18 protein-coding genes are annotated in these 17,240 nt (G+C 59.2%); all 18 read left to right on the top strand.

Annotated features, from left to right (window positions below):
• The first annotated feature begins 48 nt into the window (after positions 1-48).
• The 18 genes from ndk (at position 49) to G3578_RS05085 (ending at position 17,190) form a co-directional block, all read left to right on the top strand.
• Positions 49-492: a nucleoside-diphosphate kinase gene (gene ndk, locus G3578_RS05170; protein WP_165209562.1), complete on the top strand. Its 444-nt coding sequence runs from the start codon at positions 49-51 to the stop codon at positions 490-492.
• 140 nt (positions 493-632) lie between these two features.
• Positions 633-1,412 (top strand): CheR family methyltransferase, encoded by a 780-nt coding sequence (locus G3578_RS05165; protein WP_165209559.1) that lies wholly within the window; start codon positions 633-635, stop codon positions 1,410-1,412.
• A 78-nt stretch (positions 1,413-1,490) separates the two neighbouring features.
• Positions 1,491-1,658 carry a hypothetical protein gene (locus tag G3578_RS05160; protein ID WP_165209556.1) on the top strand — a complete coding sequence of 56 codons (168 nt, stop codon included), beginning with the start codon at positions 1,491-1,493 and terminating at the stop codon, positions 1,656-1,658.
• Positions 1,659-1,793: 135 nt separating this feature from the next.
• Complete coding sequence (aroC, locus tag G3578_RS05155; protein ID WP_165209553.1) at positions 1,794-2,954, top strand: chorismate synthase; 1,161 nt, start codon at positions 1,794-1,796, stop codon at positions 2,952-2,954.
• A complete protein-coding gene (aroB, locus tag G3578_RS05150; RefSeq protein ID WP_165209550.1) occupies positions 2,954-4,060 on the top strand; it encodes a 3-dehydroquinate synthase in 1,107 nt (368 codons plus the stop codon). Before aroC ends, aroB begins: the two co-directional genes overlap by 1 nt.
• Complete coding sequence (gene aroH, locus G3578_RS05145) at positions 4,061-4,429, top strand: chorismate mutase (RefSeq protein ID WP_165209547.1); 369 nt, start codon at positions 4,061-4,063, stop codon at positions 4,427-4,429.
• Between the two features lie 267 nt (positions 4,430-4,696).
• Positions 4,697-6,232: an anthranilate synthase component I gene (trpE, locus tag G3578_RS05140; protein WP_165209544.1), complete on the top strand. Its 1,536-nt coding sequence runs from the start codon at positions 4,697-4,699 to the stop codon at positions 6,230-6,232.
• Positions 6,214-7,239 carry an anthranilate phosphoribosyltransferase gene (gene trpD / locus G3578_RS05135; protein ID WP_165209541.1) on the top strand — a complete coding sequence of 342 codons (1,026 nt, stop codon included), beginning with the start codon at positions 6,214-6,216 and terminating at the stop codon, positions 7,237-7,239. The genes trpE and trpD overlap by 19 nt, the downstream gene beginning before the upstream one ends.
• Positions 7,229-8,023, top strand: coding sequence for an indole-3-glycerol phosphate synthase TrpC (gene trpC, locus G3578_RS05130; protein ID WP_165209538.1), 795 nt, complete (start codon positions 7,229-7,231; stop codon positions 8,021-8,023). Before trpD ends, trpC begins: the two co-directional genes overlap by 11 nt.
• The gene (locus G3578_RS05125; RefSeq protein ID WP_165209535.1) at positions 8,020-8,691 is read left to right on the top strand and encodes a phosphoribosylanthranilate isomerase; all 672 of its coding nucleotides are present in this window, start codon (positions 8,020-8,022) and stop codon (positions 8,689-8,691) included. The genes trpC and G3578_RS05125 overlap by 4 nt, the downstream gene beginning before the upstream one ends.
• On the top strand, positions 8,654-9,883 hold the full coding sequence (gene trpB / locus G3578_RS05120) for a tryptophan synthase subunit beta (RefSeq protein WP_165209532.1): 1,230 nt from the start codon (positions 8,654-8,656) through the stop codon (positions 9,881-9,883). Before G3578_RS05125 ends, trpB begins: the two co-directional genes overlap by 38 nt.
• On the top strand, positions 9,880-10,698 hold the full coding sequence (gene trpA, locus G3578_RS05115; protein ID WP_165209529.1) for a tryptophan synthase subunit alpha: 819 nt from the start codon (positions 9,880-9,882) through the stop codon (positions 10,696-10,698). The genes trpB and trpA overlap by 4 nt, the downstream gene beginning before the upstream one ends.
• A gap of 29 nt (positions 10,699-10,727) precedes the next feature.
• A complete protein-coding gene (gene hisC / locus G3578_RS05110; protein ID WP_165209526.1) occupies positions 10,728-11,822 on the top strand; it encodes a histidinol-phosphate transaminase in 1,095 nt (364 codons plus the stop codon).
• Positions 11,823-11,914: 92 nt separating this feature from the next.
• Complete coding sequence (locus G3578_RS05105; protein WP_165209523.1) at positions 11,915-13,015, top strand: prephenate dehydrogenase; 1,101 nt, start codon at positions 11,915-11,917, stop codon at positions 13,013-13,015.
• A 90-nt stretch (positions 13,016-13,105) separates the two neighbouring features.
• Positions 13,106-14,386, top strand: a complete 1,281-nt coding sequence (gene aroA / locus G3578_RS05100; protein ID WP_165209520.1) for a 3-phosphoshikimate 1-carboxyvinyltransferase — start codon at positions 13,106-13,108, stop codon at positions 14,384-14,386.
• A 304-nt stretch (positions 14,387-14,690) separates the two neighbouring features.
• Entirely contained in the window at positions 14,691-15,815 is a 1,125-nt protein-coding gene (locus G3578_RS21270) for an amidohydrolase family protein (RefSeq protein WP_206529497.1), read from the top strand.
• Positions 15,816-15,961: 146 nt separating this feature from the next.
• Entirely contained in the window at positions 15,962-16,555 is a 594-nt protein-coding gene (locus G3578_RS05090; RefSeq protein WP_165209514.1) for an RNA polymerase sigma factor, read from the top strand.
• Positions 16,552-17,190 (top strand): zf-HC2 domain-containing protein, encoded by a 639-nt coding sequence (locus G3578_RS05085; RefSeq protein ID WP_165209511.1) that lies wholly within the window; start codon positions 16,552-16,554, stop codon positions 17,188-17,190. Before G3578_RS05090 ends, G3578_RS05085 begins: the two co-directional genes overlap by 4 nt.
• Positions 17,191-17,240 lie beyond the last annotated feature (50 nt).

Below are 17,240 nucleotides of genomic sequence, written 5' to 3'. Positions count from 1 at the left end.
ATTCTGGTTGGTATTCAACCGAAAATACGTACTTTCTTGGAGGCAGCAATGGAAAAAACATTTATTATGGTCAAGCCTGACGGCGTACAGCGCAATCTGATCGGAGAAATCGTTTCCCGATTTGAGAAAAAAGGCTTCACCCTCGTCGGTGCCAAGCTGATGAACGTAAGCCGTGAATTGGCGGAGAAGCATTACGCTGAACACAAGGAGCGCCCGTTCTTCGGCGAACTGGTGGACTTCATCACGTCCGGTCCGGTATTTGCCATGGTATGGCAGGGCAACAACGTGATTGCGACCGCCCGCAGCATGATGGGCAAAACCAACCCGGCGGATGCCGCTCCCGGCACCATCCGCGGCGATTATGCCGTATCCGTGGGCATGAACATCATCCATGGCTCCGATTCGCCGGAGAGCGCCGAGCGCGAAATCAACCTCTGGTTCTCTCCCTCTGAGGTCGTTTCGTACGACAAAACCATTCAACGTTGGATCTAGCAGCAGGAAAAAAGGGAAAGACCTCTTCCGGGAGGTCTTTTTCTTTTCGACAGCGCAGGCCGGCTGCGTTTGGCAGCAGGCTTTTTCCGAACGGACGGCGAAAGGCGGAGGCAAGACAGCGAAGGAGGACACAGAAACGGATGGAAGACAAGGATTTTCTCGGGTTTATTGCAAACGTCAAACGGATGACCGGCATCGATCTGGCGCTCTACAAGGAAGCGCAGATGAAACGCCGCCTCACATCCCTTCGCCAGAAACGGGGTTACGATACATTCGCTTCCTATTTCGAGGCGCTGGCCAAAGATCAGGCGTTGTTTTATGAATTCCTGGATCGCATGACGATCAACGTTTCGGAATTTTTCCGCAACCCCGGGCGCTGGGAGGTGCTCGCCAGCAAGATCCTTCCCCGGCTGATGCAGGAGTCCCGCAGGCTGAAATGCTGGAGCGCCGCATGTTCCACCGGGGAAGAGCCGTATACGCTCACCATGATCCTGCTGGAAAAAGACTACATGAAAGAGAGCAGCATGCTGGCTACGGACATTGACGAAGGGGCGATCGCGAAGGCGAAGCAAGGGGTTTACACGGAGCGTTCCCTGCAGGATGTTCCGAAGCAGCTGGTGACGAAATACTTCATCAAGGATGCGATGTCGTACCGCATTGCCGATGAAGTGAAAAGGCATGTGAATTTCCGCAGACACAACCTGCTGGCAGATCCGTTTGAGACGGGGTTTGACCTGATCATCTGCCGCAACGTGATGATTTACTTCACGGAAGAAGCGAAGCATGAGCTATATCAGAAGTTCAGCCGCGCGCTGCGCCCGGGCGGCGTCCTGTTTGTCGGCAGCACCGAACAGATTTTCCAACCGCAGCAGTACAGCTTTGAGCCGGAAGACACGTTCTTCTATCGAAAAAAAGTGTAGCTCGTCCCCATTGTGCGCGTATATCGCTGCATGAATTTCCCAAAAATATGAGTATCACCTGTGATTGGGAGGAAGCACATGGACAAGCACAAGGTCATTGAAGCTTATCGTCGCGGTCTGATCACGCTGCAGGAGTGCGGCCAGATCCTGGGGGCCGACAAGAAGCAATTGGACGATCTCGTGTCCGTGGAAAGTCTCCGTCGTTCGGTCAAGGGCAAGTCGTACATGGTTGCCGACCATTTGTAACCTCCTCTTCCCCTTTGCTTCTCTTGTTCAAAAGAGAAGCATTTTTTTTGGTTTTCATTCCCGAAAGCGTGTGATATTATAACGCTTAAAAGTGATAAAGAGTCAGCATGGACAGCGCTGGAGGAGGAGAGAGAGATGCGTTATCTAACAGCCGGGGAATCTCACGGCCCTCAATTGACGGCGATTCTGGAAGGCGTACCCAGCAATCTGCCGTTCTCCGTGGAAAAAATCAACGAACAGCTGGCGCGCCGCCAAAAGGGATACGGACGCGGCAGGCGGATGCAGATCGAGAAAGACCAGGTGCAGGTTCTCTCCGGAGTCCGGCATGGCTATACAACGGGGGCACCCATTACGCTGGTGGTGGAAAATAAAGACTGGGCGCACTGGCAGGGCATCATGAGCGCCGAACCGGTGGAAGACGGCGAGGTGAAGCGCAGGGTTGCCCGTCCGCGGCCGGGTCATGCGGATCTGAACGGTGCGATCAAATATCATCAGCGCGACATGCGCAATATCCTGGAACGGTCCAGCGCCCGGGAAACCACGATGCGTGTGGCGGTCGGCGCGGTGGCCCGTCAGCTGCTGGAAGCGTGCGGCATCCGGGTAGCCGGTCAGGTGCTGCAGATCGGAGATGTGGTGGCGAAGCGGATCGACCTTCCGATTGAAGAGCAGATCAGGCTTACGGAAGAGTCGCCGGTGCGCTGTCTGGATAAGGAAGCGGAAAGCAGGATGATGGCCGCGATCGACAAGGCGAAGGAAGAGGGAGACTCTCTCGGCGGCATCGTCGAAGTGCGCGTGGAAGGCGTGCCGATCGGACTCGGCAGCCACGTCCAGTGGGACCGCAAGCTGGATGGCCGCCTCGCCCAGGCGGTCATGAGCATCCAGGCGTTCAAAGGCGTGGAGATTGGCATCGGGTTCGAAGCCGCTGGACGGCCGGGCTCGCAGGTCCACGACGAGATCATCTGGGAAGAAGGCAAAGGATTCACCCGCAAAACGAACCGCGCCGGCGGGTTGGAGGGCGGCATGACCAACGGCATGCCGATTATCGTGCGCGGCGTCATGAAACCGATCCCTACCCTGTACAAGCCGCTGATGAGCGTGGATATCGATACGAAGGAACCGTTTACCGCCAGCATCGAGCGTTCCGACAGCTGCGCCGTGCCGGCAGCCAGCGTCGTGGCGGAAGCCGTCGTCGCCTGGGAGATCGCCCGTGCCATCTGTGAGAAGTTCCCCGCCGACGCGATGGAAGAGCTGGTTGACGGCATCCGGCAATATCGTGCCTATATGGAGCGATTCTGATGGAAGCGATGAGACTGCAGGTAGACTTGGGGGAACGCAGCTATCCCATCGTCATTGGCGAGGGCGTGCTGGATCGGATCGGGGAATATTTGCAAGAAGCGGGGATCGATACGGCGAAACAGCTGTTTGTGATCACGGACGAAAACATTGCACCGCTTTATCTGGAACGGATCGAACGGGTGCTTGGCGCCGCCGGCTATCGTACGGCCGCAGAAATCGTTCCGGCGGGGGAAAAAGCGAAAAGCATGACTGTCTATGAAAAGGTGATCACCGCCGCGATCGAAGCGGGACTGGACCGCACATCCGTTATTCTGGCGCTGGGAGGCGGCGTGGTCGGAGATTTGGCGGGGTTTGTCGCAGCCACGTACATGCGCGGCATCCCGTTTGTCCAGATACCCACCACGCTGCTGGCCCATGACAGTTCGGTCGGGGGCAAGGTGGCCATCAATCATCCGCTGGGGAAAAACCTGATCGGGGCTTTCCACCAGCCGCTTGCGGTGCTTTATGATACGGGGACGCTCCGTACGCTGCCCAAGCGCGAAGTAGCCGCAGGCTTCGCCGAGGTGATCAAGCATGCCCTGATCTCGGACGAAAGCTTTGTCTCCTGGCTGGAGAAGCAGGCGGACGCGCTGCTCCGGCTGGAGGCCGAACCGACGGCGGAGGCGATCCTGCGCGGCTGTGCCGTCAAAGCAAAGGTCGTGTCCGCCGATGAGACGGAGCAGGGGCTGCGGGCCATCCTCAATCTGGGCCATACCTTTGGGCATGCCTTTGAAGCGCTGTGCGCCTACACCCAGCTGAATCACGGGGAAGCCATCGCCATCGGGATGGGGCTTGCGGCCGAGACGGCGGTTCGGCTCGGCCTCTGCGATACGGCGGTGCCTCTGCGAACCAAGCAGCTGTTGACACGCTTCGGGCTGCCGACGGCATGGCCGGCGGGTCTTGCGCCGGAAGACGTGCTGGAGGCGATGAGGCGGGACAAGAAGGGGCGGTCCGGGAAGCTGGTCCTGGTGCTGCCGCGCGAAATCGGCCGGGTGGAGATCGTGAAGCAGGTGGACGAACGCCTCGTGCTGGAAGTGATGAGAGCATCGCAGGGGGGAGACGAATAGATGGGCGTCAGGGGTATCAGAGGAGCCATCACCGTCGAAGAAAATACCAAAGAAGCGATCGTGCAGGCCGCCCGTTTGCTGCTGGAAGAGATCGTCAAGCGGAATGACGTGCATCCGGATGACATCGCCAGCGTGCTGATCACCGCAACCGACGATCTGGATGCGGCGTTTCCCGCCCAAGCGGCGCGTTCGCTGGCAGGCTGGGACTACGTGCCGCTGATGTGCGCGCGGGAGATTCCGGTGCCGGGCAGCCTGCCGTTCTGCATCCGGGTGATGATGCATGTCAATACGGAGAAAAAGCCAAGCGAAATCCGCCATGTCTTTATGCGCGAAGCCGTCAAGCTGCGCCCCGATCTGGCTAATCGTTAACGGGCAATTGACAGAAAGGCGGAACTTTACTAAGATTAAGAACAATAACGGAACCGAGAGCTGCGGGATATTTCCGTTTTGCATGAGGTTTCAATCCAGCTTTTCAGAAGAGGAAGCACAGTCAAGTTGAGTAGAGTTGAGTTGAGGAGAGAAGAGCGAAAGCTAGGATTATTGTGTCGGCACATAATCCAGGACTCTTCCTGGATTTTTTCTTTTGCCTCGCTTTCATTCCTCCTCTTCTCCCACAAAGAAGAGGTGATTCCATCGATGTTTATCCCCTCCTTGCGCGAGGTGCAAGACCTCGCCGCCCGGTATTCCTTCATTCCCGTCAAGCTGACGCTGTTGGCGGACAAAGAGACGCCGATCCGGCTGTATCAGAAGTTCCGCAGCGTCCATTCCTTTCTGCTCGAAAGCGTGGAAGGCGGCGCACGCTGGGCCCGCTACTCGTTTATCGGCCTGCGTCCGTTTCTGATCCTGGAAGCAAAAGGGACGCAGATCCGCCTGACCCACCGCAACGGCACGGTGGAACAGCGGGCAGGCAATCCGCTGCAGGTGCTGAAAGAAGTGACGGCTCGCTACCGCAGCCCGAAGCTGCCGCAAATGCCGCGCCTGTGCGGCGGGGCGGTCGGGTATTTCGGCTACAATACGCTGCAGTACTGCGAGAAGATTCCTTCCCACGCCCGCGAACCGCTCGATATGGCGGATCTGCGCTTCCTGCTGGTGGACGAAGTGATCGCCTTCGATCATTGGAAGCAGGAGATTCAGCTGGTTGTCAACATGGAAATCCAGGCGGAAGACGACGAAGGGACGATCGCCGAAAAGTATGCCAAGGCGTGTGACCGGCTGCTGCAAATTGCGGATCAGGCGCTGGCGGAACCGCCCGAGTCGGAGCATCCGCGGCAGATCCCGATCGCCCGGGAGCCGCACAGAGAGCTTTACGTCAAAGCCAACATGGAGCCAGACGAGTATGAACGGATGGTGGAACGCGCCAAGGCGTACATCGCAGCGGGCGATATTTTCCAGGTGGTGCTCTCCCAGCGCTTCGAAGTGGAGACCGCTGTCGATCCGTTTTCCGTCTACCGGGTGCTCCGCACGCTTAACCCGTCCCCCTACATGTATTACCTGCAGTTTGAAAAGGAGACGATCGTAGGCGCCTCGCCGGAGCTGCAGGTGCGGGTGGAGGACGGCAGGGTGGAGATGAGGCCGATCGCCGGAACGCGCAGACGAGGCGGCGATGCGGCGGAAGACGAGGCCCTGGCAAGGGACCTGCTCGCTGACCCGAAAGAGCGGGCCGAACACACGATGCTGCTTGATCTGGGGCGCAACGACATCGGCAGGGTGGCCGCATACGGTAGCGTGAAAGTGGAAGAGCAGATGATCATCGAGCGGTACTCCCACGTCATGCACATGGTCTCCCATGTCAGCGGGACGCTGCGGGACGGTCTCCATCCGCTCGACGCCCTGTTGTCGACGTTCCCGGCCGGCACCGTCTCCGGCGCTCCGAAGCTGAGGGCCATGGAGATCATCGCCGAATTGGAGCGCGACGCCCGGCACACGTACGCAGGGGCGATCGGGTACCTGAGCTTCACCGGCGATCTCGACACCTGCATCACGATCCGCACCCTGCTCTTTGCGGACGGCAAGGCGCACATCCAGGCGGGTGCAGGGATCGTCGCCGATTCCGTTCCCCGCCATGAACACCAGGAATGCATCAACAAAGCGGCGGCGATGATCAAGGCGCTGGCCAAAGCGGAGCAACTTTTTCCACGTGAGGAGGAGAAACCATGCTGTCTCAAGCCATAGAACGAATCATCAGAGGCGAGCATCTGGACCGCATCACCGCCCGCCAGGCCATGGGGGAAATCATGGACGGGGCGGCAACGCCGGCGCAGATCGGGGCGTTTCTGGCGTCGCTTCGGCTGAAAGGGGAGCAGACGGAAGAAATCATCGGTTTTGCACAGGCGATGCGGGAGCGATCCGTCACGTTTCCCCTGCGGATGGAAGGGCTGGTGGATACCTGCGGTACCGGCGGGGACGGCAGCCATACCTTCAACATCTCCACGGCGGCGGCCATCGTGGCGGCGACAGCGGGCGTGAGGGTGGCGAAGCACGGCAACCGGGCCGTCTCCAGCCGGAGCGGCAGCGCAGACGTGCTGGAGGCGCTTGGCGTGCCGATCACCATGTCCCCGGCGGCAGCGGCCGCCTGCCTGCAGGCGAGCAATCTCTGCTTCCTGTTTGCCCCGCTCTATCATCAGGCCATGAAGCATGCCGCCGGTCCCCGCAAGGAATTGGCGATCCGGACGGTCTTCAACCTGCTGGGCCCCCTGACGAATCCGGCCGGTGCGAAGCGACAGCTTCTCGGCGTGTATGACGCTTCCCTGCTGCCGCGCATTGCGGAAGTGCTCGCCGAACTGGGGGTGGAACGGGCGCTTGTGGTCGCCGGGGAAGACGGCCTGGACGAAATCACCGTGACCGGGACCACCTACGTGGCCGAGCTTAATCAGGGCACGGTTACCACCTACACCGTCGTGCCGGAGCAATTCGGCCTGAGGAGACATCCGCTCGAATCCCTGCGCGGCGGGGATGCGTACCAGAATGCCGCCATCATCCGCGACGTGTTTGCGGGCAGACGGGGAGCGGCGCGCGACATCGTGCTGGCCAATGCGGGCGCCATCCTCTATCTGGCGAACCATGTCCACTCCATCGAAGCGGGCGTGATCCGCGCGGCCGAGCTGATCGACGCCGGAGAGGTGCAGCGCAAACTGGAACAAATCCGGGAAGTGGCGGGAGGCGTGACCAATGCTTCGTAAGATCGTGGAGACGAAAAAAGAGGAAGTGGCACGGCTGCATCAACGAACCAGCCTGCAGGAGCTGATGGCGCAGGCGGCAGCGATGTCCGCCCCCCGGGGCTTTCACCGGGCGCTGCAGGAGAGCCCGAGACCGGTCAGCCTGATCGCGGAAGTGAAGAAGGCCTCCCCTTCCAAAGGCCTCATCCGCCCCGATTTCGATCCGGTCGCCATCGCCCGGCAGTATGCGGCGGCGAAGGCGGATGCCATTTCGGTGCTGACTGACCAGCGCTACTTTCAGGGAGATTTGGCCTATCTGCGGCAGATCAGGGAGGCTGTCGACGCCCCTTTGCTGCGGAAAGATTTTCTCCTCGATGAATGGCAGGTGGTGGAAGCCCGGGCCTTCGGGGCGGACTGCGTCCTCCTGATCGCCGCCATCCTGGAAGGAGAACATCTTCGCCATCTGGCGCAGACCGCTGCGTCTCTCGGCATGGATGTCCTGATCGAGGTTCATGACCGGGCGGAGCTGGAAACCGTTCTGCGCCACACCACACCCCAATTGATCGGCATCAACAACCGGAATCTGCGCACGTTTCAGGTCGATCTGCAGACGACCGCCCACCTGATCCGGGAGATTCCCCCCGGCATCACGGTGGTAAGCGAGAGCGGGATTGCGTCGCCCCGGGATGTGGAGCTTGTGCGGCAAGGCGGCGCCCGCTCGATCCTGGTCGGCGAGCATTTCATGCGGCAGGCGGATATCGCCCAAGCCGTACTCGACCTGGTGGGAGAAAGCGTGTCGGCCATATGAACACTAAAGTAAAAATCTGCGGAATCAAAAGCATTGAGACATTGGAACTGCTGACCGAGCTGCAGGTGGATTACGTCGGCTTCGTATTTGCCGACAGCCGGCGGCGGATCGGCAGTGAAGAGGCAGCCGATCTGCTGAATGCCGTACCGGTTCATCCGCCTGCCGTCGGCGTTTTCGTCAATCCGACCCTGGAAGAGCTTGAGCGGATCGTGGCGGCGGTGCCGCTGGACGTGATCCAGCTGCACGGTCAGGAGACGCCGGCGTTTTGTCGGGAAGCGGCCGGGCGGTTTGCCAAACGCATCTGGAAAGCGATCCCGATCGGCGAAGACGGCCCTCTTGCCATGCAGGTGGAGAGCTATTGGCCGCATGTGGAGGCGTTTCTGTTCGATACCCACGATCCCAGGCAGGCGGGAGGGACGGGCAAACGCTTCCGGTGGGAGCAGATCCCCGGCCTGCTGCAGCGTGCGGGGGAGGCGACGCCCGTCATCGCGGGAGGCATCACGCCCGAGAACGTGGAAGAGCTCGTGACCCGGTATCGTCCGCCGATGATCGATGTCTCAAGCGGCGTGGAAACCAATGGCCAAAAGGATGCGGAGAAAATCAAAGAACTGATGAAAAGGGTGAGGAGACATGACCAGTACGACATTCACACGGGCAACCGTTCCTGATCGACACGGGCGTTTCGGTCCGTTCGGCGGCAAGTTTGTGCCGGAAACCCTGATGAACGCGCTGGAAGAGCTGGAGAAGGCGTTTGCCGAGGCGCAGCAGGATCCGGCTTTTCTTGCCGAGCTGTCGTCGCTTCTGGATAAGTATGCGGGCCGTCCGACGCCGCTCTATTATGCGGCGCGCATGACGGAAGCGCTGGGCGGGGCCCGGATCTATCTGAAAAGGGAAGACCTGAACCATACGGGTGCCCACAAGCTGAACAACGCGCTGGGTCAGGGTCTGCTCGCCAGACGGATGGGCAAAAAGGCGATCATCGCGGAGACCGGAGCAGGGCAGCACGGCGTGGCCAGCGCCACGGTAGCGGCCAAACTGGGCCTTTCCTGCAAGGTGTTTATGGGGGAAGAGGATATCAAGCGGCAGGAACTGAACGTGTTCCGCATGAAACTGCTCGGCGCGGAAGTGATTCCCGTCACGTCCGGTACCCGCACGCTGAAGGATGCGACCAATGAGGCCATCCGTTACTGGGTGTCGCATGTGGACGATACCTTTTATGTGATCGGCTCCGTCGTCGGCCCTCATCCCTATCCGTATATGGTCCGGGAATTCCAGAAAGTGATCGGGGAGGAGACGCGCTCCCAGATCCTCAGGCAAATCGGCCGGCTGCCGGATGAGGTGGTGGCGTGCGTCGGGGGAGGCAGCAATGCGATCGGGATGTTTTACCCGTTCCTGCACGATGAGGTGAAGCTGCGCGGCGTGGAAGCGGCGGGGCACGGCCTTGATACCGGCAAGCATGCGGCCACCCTCACCCTCGGCAGGCCCGGCGTCATTCACGGGTCGCTCACCTATCTGCTGCAGGACGAGTTCGGCCAAGTCCAGGAGGCCCATTCGATTTCAGCCGGCCTGGACTATCCGGGCGTCGGTCCGGAACACGCCTATTTGAAAGAGAGCAAGCGGGTAACCTACACCTCGGTGACGGATGAGGAAGCGCTGGCTGCCGTACAGTTCCTCTGCCGGACCGAGGGGATCATCCCCGCGCTGGAAAGCGCCCACGCGGTGGCAGAGGTGATGAAGCTGGCGCCCCGGCGGCCGAAAGACGTTGTGATCGTCATCTGCCTGTCCGGCCGCGGCGACAAGGATGTGGCGGCGATCCAGGCCGCGCTTGGCAAGGCTGCCCAAGGAGGTCTTGATGCATGATCACTGTGGATAACCGTATCGACCGATTGTTTGCCGACCGCACGAAAAAACGATTCATTCCCTACCTGACCGCCGGCGATCCGTCGCTGGAGGTGACGGCCCGGCTGATCCCGGCCCTGGTGGAAGCCGGTGCGGATCTCCTCGAGCTGGGCGTGCCCTATTCCGATCCGCTGGCCGACGGCCCGACCATCCAGCGGGCATCGCAGCGCTCGCTGGCAGCCGGCACGACCATCGTGGACGTGCTTCACCTGGTGGGCCGGATGAGAGAGCGCGGCATTGCCATACCACTCGTGCTGTTTTCCTATTACAATCCCGTGCTGCAATACGGGCTGGACCGTTTCTTCGCCGATCTCGCCGCTTGCGGGGCGGACGGCATCGTGATTCCCGATCTGCCGGTTGAAGAGAACAGGGAAGCCATGCGGGCGGCAAAACAGCACGGCATGCATCTCATCTCGCTGGTGGCCCCCACCTCCGAAGCCCGCATCGCCATGATCGGGGAGCAGGCGGGCGGCTTTCTGTACTGCGTCTCCAGCCTGGGAGTAACCGGGGTACGGGAATCCCTGCCTGACGATCTCGGCCAATTCCTGCAAAAGGTAAAGGCGAGCACCCAAACGCCCATCGCGGTCGGGTTCGGCATCTCCACGCCGGAGCAGGTGAGCCTGGTGGCCGAACATGCGGATGGCGTGGTGGTCGGCAGCGCCATCGTGCAGGAAGTGGAGCGGAATCTGCCGCTGCTGACCGACCCGGACAAAGTGGAGGAAGGAATCGAACAAATAAAAAGGTTTGTACAACGCTTGTACGGTGCGCTACAATAACGGAAAAGCCATTCTGGAGTGATCGACCCATGCAACCGAAGCAGCGAATCTTAGAGGCACCTGTCTACCAGCCGGGCAAACCGATCGAGGATGTGAAGCGGGAGCTCGGATTGACCGAAGTGATCAAACTGGCGTCCAATGAAAATCCCTTTGGATGTTCCCCGAAAGCGGTGGAAGCGATCCAGAAGCAACTGGGATCGCTCGCCATCTATCCGGACGGCGGAACCCTGGAATTGCGCTGGGAATTGGCCAAGTTTCTCAACGTGGAGCCGGACCAACTGATCTTTGGGAACGGCTCTGATGAAATTATTCTGATGATTGCGCGGGCATACCTGGAGAAAGGGACCAATACGGTGATGGCGACGCCCACCTTCTCGCAGTATCGCTCCAACGCCATTGTGGAAGGCGCCGAACTGCGCGAGATCCCGTTGAAGGACGGGGTCCATGATCTGGAAGCGATGGCAGCGGCGATCGATGCCAATACCCGCGTCGTCTGGATATGCAACCCGAACAACCCGTCCGGCACGATCGTGTCCGAAGCGGACTTCCTGGCCTTCCTTGCAAAAGTGCCGGGCCATGTGCTTGTGGTGCTTGATGAGGCTTATTACGAGTATGTTGTGGCGCCGGAATACCCGCAAACGATTCCGCTGCTGGACAAATATCCCAATCTGATCATCCTGCGCACCTTCTCCAAGATCTATGGGTTGGCTGCGCTCCGCATCGGCTACGGCATCGCCTCCAAAGAGATTGTCGGCCACCTGAACCATGTGCGGGAACCGTTTAATACCAGCACGCTTGCCCAGGCCGCTGCGCGGGCAGCCCTGGCGGATCAGGCGTTTGTGGAGAAGTGCCGCGATTTGAATCGGGCCGGGTATCAACAGCTGACCGCCCAGTTCGAGGCGTGGGGATTGGACTTTTATCCGTCTCAAACCAATTTCATTCTGGTGAACATCAACCGCGATTCGGATGACGTGTTCCGCCAGCTGCTGCAGCAGGGCATCATCGTGCGTTCCGGCAAAGCGCTCGGCTTCCCGGGCTATCAACGGATCACGATCGGCAGCGCGGAGCAAAACGAACGGCTGCTGAAAGCGCTGGGCAGCGTGCTGTCGGGCGTATTGAAATAACGGACCAGGATGCCGGTGAAGGTGCCGGCATCTTTGCTGGCGTCTCAATTTAGCGCTTTTATGTGCAAAAGACAGATAGAGGGAGTCTGGAGATGAAAACGACGATTGCAGTGATTGGGGTAGGATTGATTGGCGGATCGATTGCGCTCGCATTGCGGCAGGATCCCGACTTCCGTGTCGTCGGATTTGACGTGCGCGAAGATTATCTCGACAAAGCCTTGACCAACGGCGTCATTCACGCCGGCACGACCGATCTGCAGACGGCGGTGCGCGAGGCGGATGCTGTGTTTATCGCGGTTCCTGTGGAGCAGATCTACAAGCTGCTGGATCAACTGGCGCAGCTGACCTTGAAACCCGGAGCCATCCTGACCGATGTGGGTAGCACGAAGAAAGGCATCGTGGCCTATGCGGCCGAGCGGGTGCCGCGCGAGGTGACGTTTATCGGAGGCCACCCGATGGCCGGTTCCCACAAGTCCGGAGTAGAAGCGGCCAACCCGCGCCTGTTTGAAAACGCGTACTACGTGCTGACGCCGTCACCGGAGACTCCGGCCGGGCAGGTGGAACGGTTGAAGCATCTCCTTGCATGGACGAGAGCCAAGGTCGTGGTGATGGATCCGCAGGAGCACGACCGGGTCGTCGGGGCGGTCAGCCATTTTCCCCATGTGATTGCGGCTGTTCTCGTCAACCAGGTCTCCCGGTATAATGAGGAGAACGAGTGGCACCGTCGTCTTGCGGCCGGGGGCTTCCGGGACATCACCCGCATTGCCTCCAGCAATCCGCGGATGTGGCGGGACATTCTCCTGAACAATCGGGAAGAACTGCTGCGCATCGCGGCCGATTGGCGGGATACGCTGGACAGCATCATGGCGCTGGTGGAATCGGCCGACCGCGACCGGATCGAGCAGTTTTTCCGCGATGCCCGCGATTTTCGGGAGAGTTTGCCCGAGCGGCAGCGGGGGGCGCTGCCGCCGCTGTACGATCTCTATATCGACATACCGGACCACCCGGGCGAGATCGGGCGGATCACCACCTTGATCGGCGCGAAGGAGATCAATATCACCAACATTCAGATCCTGGAAGCGCGGGAAGACATGCTGGGGGTGCTGCGCATCACGTTCCGCAGCGAGGCGGAAATGGAGAAAGGCGAAGAACTGCTGCGCTTCTTCAATTACAGCGTGTATCGCCGGGATTGAAGCACCCAACCCTTCTTGCTCGCGTCAGCGCTTCAATCGCTTCAATCAACATAAAACATCCCTATCCCGTAGAAAAGGAGTGGAGAGCGCGTGCTGAAAATCAGACAAACCAATCTTGTCTCCGGAGAAGTGCAGGTGCCGGGAGACAAGTCCATCTCGCACAGGGCCGTCATGTTCGGGGCGCTGGCGGAAGGCACCACCACCATACACGGCTTTTTGCCGGGAGCGGACTGTTTGAGCACCATCAGCTGTTTCCGGCGCATGGGTATTGAGATCGAGCAGAACGGCGACCAGGTTACCGTTCACGGCAAAGGCTGGTTTGGACTGACTGAACCGGCCCAGCATCTGGACGTGGGCAACTCGGGCACAACCATTCGCCTGATGGCCGGCATCCTGGCGACACAGCCGTTTCACGCCGTCATGGAGGGGGATGAGTCGATCGCCCGCCGGCCGATGCGTCGGGTGGTAGCCCCGCTGCGCGAGATGGGGGCCAAAATCGACGGGCGCCAGAATGGCGAATATACCCCGCTTGCCATCCGCGGCGGCGAGCTGACCGGCATCGACTATCGATCGCCTGTCGCCAGTGCCCAGGTGAAATCGGCCATCCTGCTGGCAGGGCTGCAGGCCAAGGGGAGAACCAGCGTCACCGAGCCTCATCTCTCCCGGGATCATACGGAACGGATGCTCAAAGCATTTGGCGTCGAGGTGGTGTGCGACGGGCTCACGGTAACGGTAACGGGCGGCCAGACGCTGACAGGCAGAACGATTCACGTGCCTGGCGACATCTCCTCGGCGGCATTTCTGATCGGGGCGGTGATGGTCGTACCTGGCAGTAGCCTGGTTATCCGGAACGTCGGCGTCAACCCGACGCGCACCGGAATCATCGATGCCGTCCGGGCGATGGGCGGCCGGATCGAGCTGACAAACGAGCGCGTGGTGAATGAGGAGCCGGTTGCCGATCTCGTCGTGACCCATGCGCCGCTCACCGGCACCGTGATCGAAGGGGAGCTGATCCCGCGCCTGATTGATGAAATTCCGGTGCTGGCGGTGATCGCGACGCAGGCCCAGGGCCGGACGATCATCCGCGACGCCCAGGAACTGCGGGTGAAGGAGACCGACCGGATCGCGACGGTGGTGAGCGAGCTCTCCAAGTTCGGCGCCAAGGTAACTCCCACGGAGGATGGCATGATCATCGAAGGGCCCACCAAACTGACGGGGGCCGCCATCGACAGCCAGGGGGATCACCGCATCGGCATGGCGATGGCCATCGCCGGCCTGGCTGCGCAAGGAGAGACGACGATTGCCAACGCGGAAGCGATCAATGTCTCGTTCCCCGGCTTTGCCGCCTTGCTGGAAAAGATCGCCCGCTAGACTGAAAACAAGGGAGCGCCTTTGCTACACCAGCGATGGCGCTCTTTTTGGCAAAATGTAAGATAATTAGAAAAAAACATTTGACAAGCGCTTACATTTCACTATAATAAAAAGTACAGTATGGTTTCTCTCCACTCCTATCCAATATAGTCTCTGCACATTATGTGCTACCGCCGATTGAATGCGCTTACAAGCGCGTCGGCGGTTCTTTTTTTGTCCGATCGTATCCGGCGGGTCATCTTTTCCCCAATTCTTCATATGCTCGTACTACAGAGCGCCGTCCCGGGTGAAGGGGGTACAAGCTGTGAACGAAGGACAGATGCTGATTCAAGGCGGAACCTTGGTTACGTCCCATGGAGCAAAGAAGGCCGATCTCTGGATCAAAGCGGGAAAGATCTGCCGTTTGCGAGAAGAGAAGCTGTTAATGCATCGAAACGCTCAGCCGCATGAAACGTCTGAGCGCATCGACGCGTCAGATTATTATATCCTGCCCGGATTCATCGGCATGGTCCATATGCAGGTAAACCGCATGCGTTCGGTTTCCGCCTACATACAGGAGACGCGCAGTTACGTGGCAAAAGGGTTTACTTCCATCGTCGACACGATCCGGCTGGACGATTGGATGGAGGGGGAACAGCTCCTCTACCAGCTGACGCCTCATTATAACTGCAGCATCGATTATGCGGTGCAGCTGGCCATCGACGCCCGCCAGTTTACGCCGCAGATCGTACGGGAAATGGGGCGGTACGGCTTTCAGCTGATCCAAGTGACCGTTCGCGAGGAAAAAGAGATGGACATGATTGCATGGGATGCGCTGTATCCCCTGATTCATCAATACAGGATGTCCTTGCAGCTGCAAATCCCGCCCGAATGCAGGCGGGACAGGGAGCGGGCGGCGATCACGGAAAAGTGGCTGGCTGACTGCCGCTACGGCAAGGTGCGGACGCGCGTTGCCGATGTCGACCCGTTTGCCGTCATGGAGCGGGAACCCTTTTACCACCTTGCCCTGGTCGGACAGGAGCAATGCGGCAGGCTCTTTTCCCACCTCATGGAGCATTGGTATGACAATATCCCGGCGTTTGCATCCCTGGATCACCTCTCCCTGGCCGGACCGGTCCGGCAGGGTCCTCCGGAAGCGTGGCTCAGCCTGGTGGTGCGCTTGGCCTCCACCAATGCGGCCAAGGCGATGGGATGTTACCCGCTGAAAGGAAGTTTGCTGCCCGGGGCGCACGCGGATCTTTTGTTCCTGAAAAAGTCGGATTGGTTGACAAAATTTGATCTTTCCACTATTCTCAATGGTAGCGAATTCTGCCAATTTGCATGGATTATGTCGAATGGAAGATGGATTTACCGCGACGGGGTGCATGCGACGCATGTGGGATCGGGCAGGCATCTGCGGGATTTAAAGCCATATAACTATGTGATCTGACCCCGCTTCCGGGGGTTTTTTCATAAAGTTCTGTTGAAAAAAAGAGAAAAAAAGTGAGGAAATGACCGCGCAACTTTTCAATGCCCCGATAGTCTATATAATCAAAGGCTGTTGGGGACCGGAATCGCAAGGGGGTATTCCTGGCAATGACCGATTCCCAGCTTATCCGAGAGATAAAAGAAGGCAACGTGGAATGCTACGCGGAATTGATTCGCCGTTATGAAAAGAAAATCTTCGCCTTCGTGAGCCATATGCTGCGTCATACTCATCTGGAACACATGGCGGAGGATATTTGCCAAGAGACGTTTTATAAAGCGTATAAAAATATCCAGTCGTTTCGTGACGTGGAAGCCACCTTCTCCACATGGCTGTACACGATTGCGCGAAATACCGTGTTGAGCGAACTCCGCAAAAGCCGCAATTCCGATGTTTATCTGGAGGATACGCCCCAAACCCCGATGGTGTCTGCCGAGCGTCTGCCCGAGCAGCAGCTGCTCCGCAACGAGCGGGAAGTTCTGGTTCGCCAGGCGATCAACAGCCTGCCGGAAAAACAGCGTTCCGCCCTGATTCTGCGTGAATATGAACAGCTGGATTACAACGAGATCGCGTCCATTCTGGATTTGACGGTCAGTTCCGTGAAATCCCTGCTGTTCCGCGCGCGGCAAAGCATCAAGGCGGAACTGGAAGGATACATGCTTGAGCCTCGGTTGGAAGAAGTTGAAGGGATGAATAAGCGATGAAGTGCGAAGACGTACAAGACCTCCTAAGTGAATACGCGGAAGAGCAGCTGCCGGAAATCACGAAGCGCCGGATCGAGAACCACCTTGACGGCTGTGAATCCTGTCGTTCCGATTACCGATTCTGGAAGGAGAGCGGCACCTGGATTCAGGCGGAGCGCGAACAATATTCCGCCGTGGCGACCGCGAAGTCCATTGTGGACGCCGTCATGGCGCGGATCCTTTCCGAAGAAAAGTGGGCCATTCCGCTTGGCAGAAAGGTATTCACCCTGACCGCCCGGATGCGCAGAATCGGCGCGAGCGCCGCTGCCATCCTGCTGTTGATCTGTGCGTTCTCGCTGTATACCAATACGAGTGCCGACGACCAGGCGCTGTTGTCGGATAACGCCATTATCGCGATGGTTCCCGGTGACAAGGCGGAGGTAACCAAGGCGGGAGATGACGGGAATGGCGTCGTGATTGAAAGCATCTCTCCCGTCTCGCAGGAGGAGAGCGAACTTCCTCCCCAGCAGCTGATCCCTCCACTGGGGCAGCCCGAGGGGGAAAAGCCCAATTACGGTTTAATCCTTGGCGTTTTCGGTATACTGATTACCGTGCTGGCCATGAGCTGGATGACAAGAGTGAAAGATCGCGCATAAGACCGTCTGCGGACGGTCGTTTTTTGCTGTGGAGACGCGATGGGGCGAAC

Source organism: Brevibacillus sp. SYP-B805 (assembly GCF_011059135.1).
Taxonomy (GTDB): domain Bacteria; phylum Bacillota; class Bacilli; order Brevibacillales; family Brevibacillaceae; genus Brevibacillus_F.
The sequence above is the reverse complement of the archived record's forward strand: the minus strand, read 5'-3'. Positions and strand labels throughout refer to the sequence as shown.

Bases quoted from the DNA above. Each gene is read 5' to 3' on its own strand.
- aroH (WP_165209547.1), top strand. From the start codon at position 4,061: ATGGGCGTCAGGGGTATCAGAGGAGCCATCACCGTCGAAGAAAATACC.
- G3578_RS05105 (WP_165209523.1), top strand. From the start codon at position 11,915: ATGAAAACGACGATTGCAGTGATTGGGGTAGGATTGATTGGCGGATCG.
- aroC (WP_165209553.1), top strand. From the start codon at position 1,794: ATGCGTTATCTAACAGCCGGGGAATCTCACGGCCCTCAATTGACGGCG.
- trpB (WP_165209532.1), top strand. From the start codon at position 8,654: ATGACCAGTACGACATTCACACGGGCAACCGTTCCTGATCGACACGGG.
- aroB (WP_165209550.1), top strand. From the start codon at position 2,954: ATGGAAGCGATGAGACTGCAGGTAGACTTGGGGGAACGCAGCTATCCC.
- hisC (WP_165209526.1), top strand. From the start codon at position 10,728: ATGCAACCGAAGCAGCGAATCTTAGAGGCACCTGTCTACCAGCCGGGC.
- G3578_RS05165 (WP_165209559.1), top strand. From the start codon at position 633: ATGGAAGACAAGGATTTTCTCGGGTTTATTGCAAACGTCAAACGGATG.
- trpD (WP_165209541.1), top strand. From the start codon at position 6,214: ATGCTGTCTCAAGCCATAGAACGAATCATCAGAGGCGAGCATCTGGAC.
- trpE (WP_165209544.1), top strand. From the start codon at position 4,697: ATGTTTATCCCCTCCTTGCGCGAGGTGCAAGACCTCGCCGCCCGGTAT.
- trpA (WP_165209529.1), top strand. From the start codon at position 9,880: ATGATCACTGTGGATAACCGTATCGACCGATTGTTTGCCGACCGCACG.
- ndk (WP_165209562.1), top strand. From the start codon at position 49: ATGGAAAAAACATTTATTATGGTCAAGCCTGACGGCGTACAGCGCAAT.
- G3578_RS05125 (WP_165209535.1), top strand. From the start codon at position 8,020: ATGAACACTAAAGTAAAAATCTGCGGAATCAAAAGCATTGAGACATTG.
- G3578_RS05085 (WP_165209511.1), top strand. From the start codon at position 16,552: ATGAAGTGCGAAGACGTACAAGACCTCCTAAGTGAATACGCGGAAGAG.
- trpC (WP_165209538.1), top strand. From the start codon at position 7,229: ATGCTTCGTAAGATCGTGGAGACGAAAAAAGAGGAAGTGGCACGGCTG.
- G3578_RS05090 (WP_165209514.1), top strand. From the start codon at position 15,962: ATGACCGATTCCCAGCTTATCCGAGAGATAAAAGAAGGCAACGTGGAA.
- G3578_RS05160 (WP_165209556.1), top strand. From the start codon at position 1,491: ATGGACAAGCACAAGGTCATTGAAGCTTATCGTCGCGGTCTGATCACG.